At 65.0% G+C, this 12620-nt stretch carries 11 protein-coding genes; 7 read left to right on the top strand and 4 right to left on the bottom strand.

What is annotated here, in order from left to right; translation table 11 throughout:
• Nucleotides 1–9 precede the first annotated feature (9 nt).
• Complete coding sequence (locus ACODSK_RS25060; RefSeq protein ID WP_489019784.1) at nucleotides 10–1242, top strand: NADH:flavin oxidoreductase; 1233 nt, start codon at nucleotides 10–12, stop codon at nucleotides 1240–1242.
• 516 nt (nucleotides 1243–1758) lie between these two features.
• Here ACODSK_RS25060 and ACODSK_RS25065 read toward each other — a convergent pair.
• Both ACODSK_RS25065 and ACODSK_RS25070 read right to left on the bottom strand, forming a co-directional pair.
• Nucleotides 1759–2739 (bottom strand): ribonuclease T2 family protein, encoded by a 981-nt coding sequence (locus tag ACODSK_RS25065; protein WP_489019785.1) that lies wholly within the window; start codon nucleotides 2737–2739, stop codon nucleotides 1759–1761.
• A gap of 129 nt (nucleotides 2740–2868) precedes the next feature.
• Nucleotides 2869–3702, bottom strand: a complete 834-nt coding sequence (locus tag ACODSK_RS25070; RefSeq protein WP_489019786.1) for an alpha/beta fold hydrolase — start codon at nucleotides 3700–3702, stop codon at nucleotides 2869–2871.
• Nucleotides 3703–3921: 219 nt separating this feature from the next.
• Between ACODSK_RS25070 and ACODSK_RS25075 the strand changes: the two genes are divergently transcribed.
• The 4 genes from ACODSK_RS25075 (at nucleotide 3922) to ACODSK_RS25090 (ending at nucleotide 7527) form a co-directional block, all read left to right on the top strand.
• A complete protein-coding gene (locus tag ACODSK_RS25075) occupies nucleotides 3922–4656 on the top strand; it encodes an SDR family NAD(P)-dependent oxidoreductase (protein WP_489019787.1) in 735 nt (244 codons plus the stop codon).
• 10 nt (nucleotides 4657–4666) lie between these two features.
• Nucleotides 4667–5440 carry an SDR family NAD(P)-dependent oxidoreductase gene (locus ACODSK_RS25080; RefSeq protein ID WP_489019788.1) on the top strand — a complete coding sequence of 258 codons (774 nt, stop codon included), beginning with the start codon at nucleotides 4667–4669 and terminating at the stop codon, nucleotides 5438–5440.
• Nucleotides 5440–6075, top strand: coding sequence for a nuclear transport factor 2 family protein (locus ACODSK_RS25085; RefSeq protein WP_489019789.1), 636 nt, complete (start codon nucleotides 5440–5442; stop codon nucleotides 6073–6075). The genes ACODSK_RS25080 and ACODSK_RS25085 overlap by 1 nt, the downstream gene beginning before the upstream one ends.
• A 237-nt stretch (nucleotides 6076–6312) precedes the next feature.
• Nucleotides 6313–7527: a hypothetical protein gene (locus ACODSK_RS25090; RefSeq protein WP_489019790.1), complete on the top strand. Its 1215-nt coding sequence runs from the start codon at nucleotides 6313–6315 to the stop codon at nucleotides 7525–7527.
• A gap of 491 nt (nucleotides 7528–8018) precedes the next feature.
• Here the strand turns inward: ACODSK_RS25090 and ACODSK_RS25095 are convergent, their stop codons facing one another.
• Together ACODSK_RS25095 and ACODSK_RS25100 are read right to left on the bottom strand one after the other, a co-directional pair.
• Nucleotides 8019–9215 carry an acyl-CoA dehydrogenase family protein gene (locus ACODSK_RS25095; protein WP_489019791.1) on the bottom strand — a complete coding sequence of 399 codons (1197 nt, stop codon included), beginning with the start codon at nucleotides 9213–9215 and terminating at the stop codon, nucleotides 8019–8021.
• Between the two features lie 227 nt (nucleotides 9216–9442).
• Nucleotides 9443–10588, bottom strand: a complete 1146-nt coding sequence (locus ACODSK_RS25100) for an acyl-CoA dehydrogenase family protein (protein WP_489019792.1) — start codon at nucleotides 10586–10588, stop codon at nucleotides 9443–9445.
• A 190-nt stretch (nucleotides 10589–10778) separates the two neighbouring features.
• Between ACODSK_RS25100 and ACODSK_RS25105 the strand changes: the two genes are divergently transcribed.
• Both ACODSK_RS25105 and ACODSK_RS25110 read left to right on the top strand, forming a co-directional pair.
• Nucleotides 10779–11675, top strand: coding sequence for a VOC family protein (locus ACODSK_RS25105; protein WP_489019793.1), 897 nt, complete (start codon nucleotides 10779–10781; stop codon nucleotides 11673–11675).
• 3 nt (nucleotides 11676–11678) lie between these two features.
• Nucleotides 11679–12554, top strand: coding sequence for a CoA transferase subunit A (locus tag ACODSK_RS25110; protein WP_489019794.1), 876 nt, complete (start codon nucleotides 11679–11681; stop codon nucleotides 12552–12554).
• Nucleotides 12555–12620: the final 66 nt, after the last annotated feature.

Below are 12620 nucleotides of genomic sequence, written 5' to 3' on the forward strand. Positions count from 1 at the left end.
GCCATCGGCATGACCCATTCCAACCCTGCGTCGCCGTTCAGCCCGGTCAAGATCGGCCCGCTGACCCTGCGCAACCGCTTTATCAAGGCCGCCACCAACGAAGGCATGAGCGCTGGCGGCGTGCCCTCGAAACAGTTGGCGCGATTGCACGGCAACCTGGCTGCCGGGGGCGTGGCCCTGACCACCGTGGCCTACTGCGCGGTGAGCAAGGACGGGCGCACCTTGCCCAACCAGTTGATTCTCGAACCGGCCAGCCTGCCGCACTTCCGCACCCTGACCGACGCGGTGCACGGCAACGGCGGCCTGGCCAGTGCGCAGATCACCCATGGCGGTTGCTTCACCTTTATCCGCGAGCGTTCGACCCCGCGCCCGCTGTCGGCCAGTGGCGGTTTCAACAAGATCGGCATGATGAGCGGAATGTTCTTCAAGCAGGCGATGAACGAGGAGGACATGCGCCAGGTGGTCGCCGATTTCGCCCAGGGCGCGCGGCTGGCGCGGGAGGCGGGGTTCGATGCCGTGGAAATCCATATGGGCCACGGGTACCTGCTCAGCCAGTTCATCTCGCCGTTGTACAACAAGCGCCGCGACCAGTACGGCGGCAGCCTGGAAAACCGCTTGCGCTTCCCGCGCCGGGTATTGCGTGCGGTGCTCGACGCGGTGGGCAAGGACCTCGCGGTGATCTGCAAATACAGCATCACCGAAGGCACCCGGGCCGGAAACAGTGCCGACGACGGTGCGCGGATCGCGCGCATGCTGGAGGAGGAGGGTGCCCATCTGCTGGTGCTCAGCGCCGGGATGAACGCCGAATCCATCACCACCATGTTCGGATCGTCCTTCCCCAAGGAAAACCGCGTGCAACAGAAGAACCCGGTGATCGCCCTGGCCATGGCCATCCAGCGCATGACCGATCCGGTGGTGGAGTTTCGTGAGCTTTATTTGCTGGAGCATGCGCGCAAGGTCAGGGCGGCGGTGAAGATGCCGCTGGCCTACCTCGGCGGAGTGCAAGGCCTGGATGGGATCGAGCAGGTGATCGGCGAGGGCTTCGAGCTGGTGGCCATGGGCCGGGCGTTGATCGCCGAGCCGGGGTATGTGAACAAGCTGGCCGGTGGCAAGGGGCGCAGCAATCGCTGTACGGCCTGCAATCGCTGCGTGGCGATGATGTACACGCCCGGGGGAACGTCCTGCGTGCTGGGCGAGCCGGGGGATGCGGCGTTGAACCGGGTGCCGGCGGGGTGTGCCTGACAGGGTGGTGATGCTCAGGGACTCATCGCTGGCAAGCCAGCTCACAGTGTCCATGTCATCCATAAATCCTGTGGCTGGCCTGTAATCCTGTGGGAGTCGGCGTTGCTGACGATCAGGCCACCCGCCTCGACATCGATCTTGTTGGTCAGTGTTGTCCCGGCAGCCCTCATCGCTGGCAATGCCAGCTCCCACAGGGCCCGCGTCGAGCATAGATACTATGGCTGGCCCAACACCCTGTGGGAGCTGGCTTGCCAGCGATGAGCATGGGTATCTACACATCTTTGGCGAGGTGCAACACGGATCCTGTGGGGGCTGTTAGCCGCGATTGGGCGCGAAGCGGCCATAAAACCGGTGCTCTCGGTGTGTCAGAAAGACTTGGGACTCAAGTTTTACGACGGCTTCGCCGCCGATCGCGCGGTCCGGCGTCCCGGCTAACAGCCGCTCCCACAAGGTCCGCAGTGCACCTGATAGAGATGTGTAGATACCCATGCAGCGATGAGGCAATCAGCCCCTGCCTCAGGACCCACTACCCTCGATACGGATCCGGTCCCCCCGGCACTCGCTGCGGTCACTGTTGCGCGCCGCGAGGAACTCCTCGCCGATCACGCCCTTGAGATCGCGCTGCTGCTTGAAGTCCCTGGGCAGCGCCACCCGGACCTCCTCCAGGTAATCCCCGGTGCACAGCAGCAGGAAGTTGTTGCCCGCCGCCTTGCTGCCATAGTCGTCCGCCAATCTGGCGTAGAACTGCGCCTTGGACACCGAACCCCCGACGTTGTCGCGGATGTACGCCCCGGCCGCCGAGTCGTTGAACGACTTGACCAGGTCCACGGCAAACCTGAAGTAGTCGTCATCGCTGAGAGCGGTCTGGCAGACACCGTGCTTTTTCCATTCGTGGTTGCCGAACTGGGTGCTGTAGTTGAAGTTGGGCATCCATGGCTTGATGTAATCGACGGTGGCCTGGTCCAGGTCCAGTTGGGGACCTGCACAACTGCCGTAGTTGATCCCGCAGGCCTGCTTGTTCGGCCACAACCCGTGCAGGGTGAAGTGATCGACCTTCAGTTCGCCGGCAGCCATGGCCTGGCATTCCGGCTTGCCCGGCCCGCTGCGGTCGTGTTCGCAGAAACCCGGCTGCCAACTGATCGCCAGGACATGGCTGTCGTACTGGTCGGGCATGCTGCAGGCGCGGGCGCCCGACTGGGAGATTTCCAGGCCCTCGACCTGGCCGCAGTCGGCAGCCACCCAGCGCAGGTCCTTTTTCCCGCTGCCGAGATCGACGCGGACCCACTGGTATTGCTCGCGGTTGACCTCGGCGATCCTGAACGACTGTCCCGGCTGCACGGCACGGTCACCCGGGTTGGTGGCGTTCTTGAAGGATTGGAACGCCTCGCATTGGCGCGTGACGGTGAAGGTGCCCGCACTGGCATCCACGGCCAGCGCCGTATCGATGTTGAACAGGGCGAGCGAGCTTGCAAGAGAGAGTGTGGCCAGGCGACCCATGGTGATGTCCTTTGTTCGGGGAGAAAGGCCCGCAGTGTCGATGCCCACTGGTTCGACTGGAACCGGGATGGCGTTCATCGGGCCTGTATCCGTTTGACGCGGGATATTACCTGTGTCGTGGCCAGCGCGTCAGCCGAAGCGGAGGAACTCCAGGCAACTGCGGTTGAACAGTTGGCGATGTTCCACCTGCACCCAGTGCCCGCACTGGTTGAGCACGATGAAGCGCGCAGTCCTGGCGCCGTCGATGATGCGCTGGGCGCCGCCGACCGGGTTGAAGTTGTCGTTGCTGCCCCAGAAGCCGAGGATCGGGCAGGCGATCTCGCCCAGGCGGCTTTCCATGTTGGGTACCAGCATGGTGCTGAACAGGTTCTTCGGCTGGGTCACCGCCACCGCCACGCGCTCCTGCAGCAGGTCATCGGGCAGGATCGACGGGTCGAACAGTTGCAGGCTCATCATGCTGCGCATTTCCTCCATGCCGATCGGGCCGGCATTGAACAGGCCGACCATGCGCAGGATGCCGGGCATCTGGAAATAGGTTTCCCGCTCCTCGACGCCACCGGGGGCCAGCAGGATCAGCTTCTCTACCCGTTGCGGCTGGTGCAGGGCCAGGCCCAGGGCAATGGCGCCGCCCAGGGAATTGCCGAGCAAGGTGCAGCGCTCGACGCCGATCAGGTCGAGGAACTCGGCCAGGCAGGCGACGAAGAAATCCAGGTCGTAGTGCACGTCCTCGGGTTTGTCCGAGCGACCGAAGCCGGGCAGGTCGAGCAGGATGTTGCGATAGCCGGCAGCAACGAACTCCGGATAGTTGCCCTTGAAGTTGCTGAAACCGCTGGCCCCGGGGCCGCTGCCGTGCAGCCAGAGCACGACCGGGCCCTGGCCTTCATCCAGGTAATGCAGGCGCAGGCCGCTGGCCAGCGTCTGGTAGTGACCGACCGGCAATGGCAGGTCTACGGATTGATTCATGGGAATTCTCCTGTTCGGCGGATGGGTGCGCCGCCCGGCCGGACAAGGTGGATGAGCGAAGGGGTAAGCCGCGCCCGGCCAGGCATGCGCCAGGGCATGCTCGGCGCTGGGCAGTGCGGCGGCATCGTCCTGTTGGACGATGTTCGCTGCTGGCCGGCGCCCAATGATGCCGGGGAGGGCCCGTGTTCCGCGGGCCATGTCGCACTCCAGGGAGAACCTATGAAATTGCACAACAAGGTGGCCTTCGTCACTGGCGCCGGGCAGGGCATGGGCCAGGCCATCGTGCGCCGCTTCGTCGCCGAAGGGGCCAGGGTGGTGGCGGTCGATCTTGACCGGCAGGCACTTGCCGCGAGCCTGGCGGATCTTGGCGAGGCCGTGCTGGCCCTGGCCTGCAACGTTGCCGACAGCGCCTCGGTGGCCGATGCCATGGGCCAGGTCGAGGCCCGTTTCGGTGGTCTGGACATCCTGGTCAACAACGCCGGGGTCGGTGCCCTCGACAGCTTCCTCGACACCCCGGACGAAAGCTGGGCGCGGGTGATCAATGTCAACCTCGGCGGCACCTTTCTCTGCGCCCGCGAAGGGGCGCGGCTGATGGTCAAGGGCCAGCGCGCCGGCAGCATCATCAACCTGTCCAGCACCGCCGCGCTGACCGGCGAAGGACCGAGCCATTACTGCGCGTCCAAGGCAGCGGTCATGGGCCTGACCCGTGCCATCGCCCGCGAACTGGCGCCCAGCGGCATCCGCGTCAACACCCTGGTGCCAGGCCCGACCAACACACCGATGATGGCCGGGATCCCCGACGAACATATGCAGGCGCTGCTGAAGAACGTGCCCCTCGGGCGCATGTGCGAAACCGACGAGATCGCCCGGGTGGCGGTGTTCCTGGCCAGCGCGGACGCCAGCTTCATGACCGGTCAGAACATCGCGGTGAACGGCGGCATGGCCTTTATCTGAGGAGAAAAACATGAGCAAGCGTCTGCAAGGAAAGATCGCCTTCGTCACCGGTGCCGGCTCCGGCATCGGCGCTGCCACCGCCCGGCGTTTTGCCGAGGAGGGCGCCGTGGTGGTGCTCTGCGGCCGCCGCCCGGAGCCGTTGCAGGAAGTGCTGGCGGCGATCCGGGCCGAGGGTGGCCAAGGCGAAATCGCCGTGGCCGATGTCAGCGACGAGCATGGCTATGTCGCCGCACTGGAGGCCACCGCCAAGCGCCACGGTCGCCTGGACATCCTGGTCAACAACGCCATGGCCTACACCTGGGGCGGTATCGACGGCATGAGCACTGCCGACTGGCACGCCAACTTCAGCACCACGGTCGACGGCACCTTCTGGGGTACTCGTACCGCCCTGCGCCTGATGCAGGACAGCGGCGGCGGTGCCATCGTCAACATCGCCTCGATCTGCGGCCTGTTCGGCACTGCGTGGATGGCCGGCTACTCGGCGGCCAAGGCGGCAGTGATCAACTTCAGCCGCGCCGCTGCCAGCGAGGGCGCGCCGCACAAGGTGCGCTGCAACGTGGTGATCCCCGGCGTGGTCGATACCCCGGCCACTGCCGGCATGCTCACCGACGCCAAGGCCCGCGCCAATACCGAAAAGGTCATCCCGATGAAGCGCGTCGGCCTGCCGGTGGAGCTGGCCAACGCCATCCTGTTCCTGGCCAGCGACGAAGCCTCCTATGTCACCGGGGCCAGCCTCTGCGTGGATGGCGGGCGCAGCTCCGACCTGTACACGGTGCTCGACTGATGAACATCGACGACCTCTCGCTGCTGCAGCGCATCGACCGCCTGGAGTCCCTCGATGCCATCCGCCAGCTCGCCGGCAAGTACGCCCTGGCCCTGGACATGCGCGACATGGACGCCATGGCCAATTGCTTCGCCGCTGACGTCCGCGTCGGCCGCGAGCAGAGCGGCCGGGCCGCGCTCAAGGCCTGGCTCGACGAGACCATGCGCAAGCAGTTCCACGGCACCTCGCATCATCTCGGCCAGCACATCATCGAGTTCGCCGATGCCGACCACGCTACCGGCGTGGTCTATTCGAAGAACGAGCACGAGACCGGCCCCGAGTGGGTGATCATGCAGATGCTCTATTGGGACGACTACGAGCGGATCGACGGCCGCTGGTACTTCCGCCGGCGCCTGCCGTGCTACTGGTACGCCACCGACCTGAACAAGCCACCGATCGGTGGCCTGAAGATGCGCTGGCCAGGGCGCGAGCCCTACGCCGGCAGCTTCCACGAGCTGTTTCCGTCCTGGGATGGGTTCTGGGCGCGGCGGCCGGGCAAGAATGACCTGCCGCAAGTGGCCGAGCCGGCGCCGCTGGAAGGGTTTCTGCGCACCATGCGTGCGGGGGCGGGGGATCCGAAGATTCGCGTGCGCTGAAGGCGCCGGGCGTCGGTCCCGCTACCTGTTATTTCTGCTAGTTGTGAGCCCCGCCTGCGGGTGGTCGAATCGAACTCATGCAGTCCGGTCGAACACTCGCAGGCGCGGCTCCTTGAGAACCGTTTGTCGTGACTCGGATGAAGGGAGCTTCACTGCGAATGTTCGGACTCGGCGCCTGCAAGGACGCGTTCTCCACTAGCGGAGAAGCGGCAACGGCAGAAGAAAAGGAGCCGAACAATGAACAGCTATACCAGTCAGTCCGATGTTGAACTGAGCCATTACGATTTCTATCCACCACTGAAGTACAGCGGCAGCGCCAGCGTGACCTTCTCCGCGACTTCACCCGGTGGTGCCCCCCTTACCTTCGACTTTACCCTCAACGGCTCTGTCGCAGAGGTGCCCGGCATCACCCTGCATGCGGGCATCGCCGGCGGGGTACTGACTTTCACTCGAGATTTCATCAACGCTTACGCCGGCCCCTGGCCGGCACTGCTGACGCTCCGGGCCTGGCTGGATGGCCAGGAAGCGGGCAGTGCAAGCCTGCGTTTGCATGACACCCGCAGCATGCTGGTGCAACGGGTGGAAGGCACATTGGTGCCGAGTCAACAGCGCGTGCCGCAGTCGAGTTCCAGTGTGGTGCAAGTCCGTGCGGTCTTCTTCGATGCTGCGGATGTGCAGCTGCCGGTGGAGGAAGTCTCCTGGCTCGTGGCGCTGGACGGTGTTGTTCCGGGGGTGGTGGTGGAGGGTTACGGTATTCGGGTCTATCCGCAGGCCCAGGTCGGCGAGATTGCCGTTAGGGTTCGCGAGCTCTCGGGTGTGGAGCAGGACCTTGTCCTGACGTTGTTGCCGATCAGGGATCTTCAGGTTGAAACCAGCCCTGAGCACATCTACCCCCCCTTGATCAGTGGTGCTAACAAAATTGTAAGAATCTTGACTGCGGACACGATCGACGGCGATATCAACTTCTCTCTCACGCTCAACGGTAAATCGGGCCATCACATCGGCATCGACGCGCGCAAGATTTCCGGCGAATGGAGTGTGTTGATGGACAAGACCTTCATTGCCAACTTCGTGGGAAGCTGGCCGGTAGAGGCCAAGCTAGAGGCCTCTCAGGGTAACGATATCATCGGCTCGGCCACATTCTGGCTGCACGACACCCGGACCATGGTGTGCACCGAGGTCGACCTGGAGTTCCACCCCGGCAGTAAGGTGAAGATCCCGGCGGCGGACTCGACGCAAGTGGTAGCGGCGCCGAGGCTCTACGACGAAATGGGCGTCTTGCTGCCACATGACGAACTGGAGTGGGAGGCACAGATTGTCGACCCTATGGAGGGTGTGACGCAGATTGGGCATATCCTGGGTATCGGCCCTGAAGCCAAGCCTGGCCGCTATCGTGTGGGTATCGAGGGGCCCAATGGCCTGCGCCGGGCGAGGGTGCTGACCTTGTATTGAATCGCATGAAGGCTGCCATGCGCTTGCCTTGATTCTTGCAGTGTTCGTGAAATCGAGCGCCGTCCGCACGGCGCTTCGCGACGGTTCGGCGCCCCGACAAGCTCGCTCCCACGTCTGTTGCAACGCACCATGGCCTGTGGGATTTGAGTTTTCAGCTTCTGTCTCATGGCGATTTATCGTGGGGAAGCTGTTGGGCTCGACTCGATACCGAGTCGAACAAACAAGGCGAACAACCATGGCCTTGCAGGCATAGGTACGTTGCAACAAATGTGGGAGCGGATTTATCCGCGATGCGCCGTGTGGACGGCGCTCGATCTTGAGGGCGCCACAAAAACACCGCCATGCGCTTCGCGAAGCGCCGCGCGGGCGGCGCTCGATCTTGAGAGCGCCGGAAAAACACCGGCATGCACCTGTCAGCCCTGATCCGGTCCCCCGACAGACACCCTGCGGCCACCACGAATCAAAAGATCTGAGATACCACTGCCATTGCCTCAGTTGGCCACAACCCGCGCCTCCCGCGGCATCCCCAGCGCCCGCTCGGCAATGACATTGCGCTGAATTTCATTGCTGCCGCCGTAGATCATGTCCGAGCGGGCAAACAGGAACAGCGACTGCAAGCGGTTCAGCTCGTAGGGAGCGCCGTCGAGGATTTCCCCCAGGGGGCCGAGCACGTCCATGGCCAGCTTGCCCAGCTCGGCATGCCAGGTGGACCAGGCCAGCTTGTAGATCATCGCTTCGCGAGGCAGTTGCCCGTCCTGCGAGCCGGAGAGCATGCGCAGCGAGTTGTAGCGCAGCACCCGCAGGCCGGCCCAGGCCCGGGCGATGCGTTGGCGCAGCAGCGGGTCGCGGCTGGCGCCGTTGGCCCTGGCGAGACGCATGACTTCCTCCAGCTCGTTGTGGAACAGCATCTGCTGGCCCAGGGTGGAGACGCCGCGCTCGAAGCCGAGCAGGGCCATGGCGATCTTCCAGCCGTCGCCGGGGGCGCCGAGCAGGTTGGCGGCCGGGGTCCGTGCCTGGTCGAAGAACACTTCGTTGAACTCGCTGGTCCCGGTCAACTGGCGGATCGGCTGGACGCGAATGCCGTCCTGGCGCATCGGCACCAGCAGGAACGACAGGCCGCGGTGGCCGCTGCTGCCGGGTTCGGTGCGCGCCAGGACAAAGCACCAGTCGGCCTCGTGGGCCAGGGAAGTCCAGACTTTCTGGCCGCTGATCAGCCAGTGTTCGCCACTGTCGTCAAGGCGGGCTCGGGTCTGCACATTGGCCAGGTCGGAGCCGGCGCCCGGTTCGGAATAGCCCTGGCACCAGAACTCGGTGCCGGCGAGGATGCCCGGCAGCAGGCGCCGTTGCTGTTCCGCCGTGCCGAAGGCGGCCAGGGTCGGGCCGAGCAGGCCTTCGCCGATATGGCCCATGCGTCCGGGACCGCCGGCGCGGGCGTATTCCTCGTGGAAGATCACCTGCTGGCTGATGCTCAGGCCGCGGCCGCCGTGCTCACGGCTCCAGCCGATGCCGGTCCAGCCGCCGCTGGCCAGCTCGCGCTCCCAGGCCTTGCGTTCTGTCGGGAAGCTGTGTTCGTCACCGGGGCCGCCGCGAAAGCGCAGGGACTCGAAGGGGCCACACAGGTGTTCGCGGAGCCATTGGGCGACTTCGGTGCGGAAGGTTTCGTCGGTGCTGCTGAAGCCGATTTTCATAGCAATGCTCCCTATTAGGACTGGTGCAGATTCCCTGTAGGAGCTGGCTTGCCTGCGATGGAGCGCGTAGCGGTCCCAAATCCTGACACACCGAACCTCTGGATAAAGGCGAACGACCAGGCACGGTGAATCTGAAACGTCGCACCACCAGAGATCGTGCGGGATGGTTTTGGGACCGCTACGCGCTCCATCGCAGGCAAGCCAGCTCCTACAGTGGAGTCACGCTGTCAGATATCCAGCAATCGCGTCGCCAGGCGCTCGGCATGCCACGCCGGGGTACCCAGCATCTGCTCGGCGGCCCGGGCCCGCTTGAAATACAGGTGCGGGTCGTACTCCCAGGTGAAACCGACGCCGCCATGCAATTGGATCGACTCGGCAGCACAGTGAAAAAACGCTTCGCTGGCGTGGATCTTCGCAGTCGCCGCAGCCATTTCCAGCTCGCTGCCTGCCGTGCCGGCAAGGCGCTCGGCGGCAATGCAGGCGGCATACCAGGCCGCCGAACGGGCACATTCCACCTGCAGCATCATGTCGGCGCAGCGGTGCTTGATGGCCTGGAAGCTGGCGATGCTGCGGTTGAACTGTCGGCGTTCGCCGATATAGGTCAGGGTCAGGTCGAGACTCTGCTGGGCCGCACCGGTCTGCTCGGCCGCCAGGCCGATGGCCGCGAGGTCCAGCACATCGCGCAGCAGCGGCCAGCCGTGGCCGAGCAGGCAACGGTCGTCGAGGTGGACATCGTGCAGTTCGACACGGGCCAGACGTCGGGTCTGGTCGAGGGTGGGGAGGGCACGACGGACCACTCCGGGCGTGCCAGCAGGCAGGGCGAACAGGCTGATGCCTGCTTCGCCGCAACTGTCCGGCGTGCGCGCGGCGACGATCAGCAGGTCGGCCAGGGCGCCGTCAAGCACCAGTGCATAGCCGCCATTGAGGACATGACCTCCCGCTTCGCGGCGCACCGTCGCCTGCACGCTGGTTGCATCCATCCCGCCGTCGGCGGAAAAGGCCAGGGTCGCCCGGACCTCTCCGGCAGCGATTGCACCCAACCAGTGTTCTCGCAACTGCGCATTTTCCGCGAGCAGCAGCGCCGGCGTCGCCAGGCAACTGGTGGCGAACAGCGGCGAGCCGAGCAGATAGCGCCCGCATTGCTCCAGCAACAGGGCCAGTTCGACAAAGCCCAGGCCCATGCCGCCGCAGGCCTCCGGTACCAGCAGCGCCGGCCAGTACAGCTCCTGGCCGATGCGCCGCCACAGTTCAGGGTCGTAGTCATCTTCACGCGCCATGGCAGCGCGCACCGCCTGCGAGTCGCTGGCCTGGGCGAGAAAGCGCTCGGCGCTGTCGCGGATCATCAATTGTTCTTCGCTAAGGGCGAACTCCATGAGGGCGTCTCTGTGTCTCGGTAGATGCGCCAGTCTAGGATTGCCAGCAGAGCCCTTGAATCATTGAAACGGACTAGTCCCGAACACCTGGCATCCACGCCAATCGCGTAGTCTCAACGGACGATGATGCCCCTGGCCCCTGTTTGCACAATGACCTCGACACCGCATTCAGCCATCGAGGAACAGGGGCATGATCGAGATTCGTGGGTTGGGCTATTTCGTCGCGCAGAGCGAAAACCCCGGCCAGTGGCAGCGCTACGCCGAGGACGTGCTCGGCATGCAAACGGCAGCGGCGCCCCATGGCGGGCTGTACGTGAAGATGGACGAGCGGCCGTTTCGCATGCTGGTGGTCGAAGGCAGCTCCGCCAGCTACCAGGCCTCGGGCTGGGAGCTGGCCTCGGAGCAGGCATTCGCCGCCGCGCTCGAACACCTGGACGCCCATGGCGTGGAATGGCAGGCCGGCAGTGCCGAGCAGATCGAACAGCGTGGCGTACAGGCGCTGGCGCTGTTGAGCGACCCTTCCGGCAACCGCCATGAGCTGAGCTGGGGCCACCGTTCCGATTGCCAGCCATTCGTTTCACCCCAGGGCGTGCCGCGCTTTATCACCGGTGACATGGGCCTGGGCCACACCGTGCTGCCGGCGCCCAACTTCGACGCGACCCTGGCCTTCGCCCGCGATGTGCTCGGCTTCGGCCTGTCGGACATCTTCAATTTCCGCCCGGACCCGTCGGCACCGCCGATCCGCATCCACTTCCTGCACTGCGCCAATGCCCGTCATCACAGCCTGGCCCTGGCCGAGTACCCGGTGCCATCCGGTTGCGTGCACGTGATGGTGGAAGTCGACTCGATGACCGAAGTCGGTCGCGCCCATGACCGCCACCAGGCCCATGGCGTGAAGCTCTCCGCCACCCTTGGCCAGCACCTCAACGACCGCATGACCAGCTTCTACATGCAGACCCCGTCCGGCTTCGACCTGGAGTACGGCTATGGCGGCCTGCAGGTGGACTGGGCCGAGCATTCTGCCTTCGAGTTCACCCGGGTCAGCATCTGGGGCCATGACTTTTCCGTTGGCCAGCAAGGAGCCTGAACGATGAACAAGCAACTGACGGCCGCCGAGGCGGTGGCCCGCCTGCGTGACGGCATGACCATCGGTTTCGGTGGCTGGGGGCCGCGGCGCAAGCCGATGGCGCTGGTGCGCGAGATCCTTCGTTCGCCAGTCAAGGACCTGACCGTGGTCGCCTATGGCGGCCCGGAGGTCGGCATGCTCTGCGCGGCCGGCAAGGTGCGCAAGCTGGTGTTCGGTTTCGCCACCCTCGATGCCATTCCGCTGGAGCCCTATTACCGCAAGGCCCGCGAGGCCGGCGAACTGGAACTGATGGAACTGGACGAGGGCATGTTCCAGTGGGGCCTGCGCGCCGCCGGCATGCGCCTGCCATTCCTGCCGACCCGCTGCGGCCTGGCCACCGATGTGGCCCGGCTCAACCCGGAGATCAAGGAAATCCGCTCGCCCTACGCCGATGGCGAGGTATTGCTGGCCATGCCGGCGTTGAACCTGGATATGGCCTTCCTCCATGTGAATGTGGCCGATCGACTGGGCAACTGCCTGGTGACCGGCCCCGATCCGTACTTCGACCATCTGTTCGCCCGGGCCGCGCGGGAGTGCTTCGTGTCCTGCGAGGAGATCGAGGAGCGCCTGTCCCTGACCGCCGAGCAGGCGCGCGGCAACACCTTCGAGCGCTACCTGGTCAGCGGTGTGATCCATGCGCCGCTGGGTGCCCACCCGACCTCCTGCCCGAGCGATTACGGCTGGGACCTGGAACACCTCAAGGGCTACGTCGCCAGTGCCGGCGAGGAGGGCGGTTGGCAGCGCTATGTCGAGACCTACGTGGCCGGCGGCGAGCTTGCGTACCAGACGCAGAACGGTGGGGCCGAGCGCATGGGCGGCTTGCCGTTGCCGGTTTTCTGAGATCGCACTGCGGTCCCTGTGGGAGCTGGCTTGCCAGCGATGACTTTGGTGAATTCACCACTGCAA

The organism is Pseudomonas sp. FG98 (genome assembly GCF_057808595.1).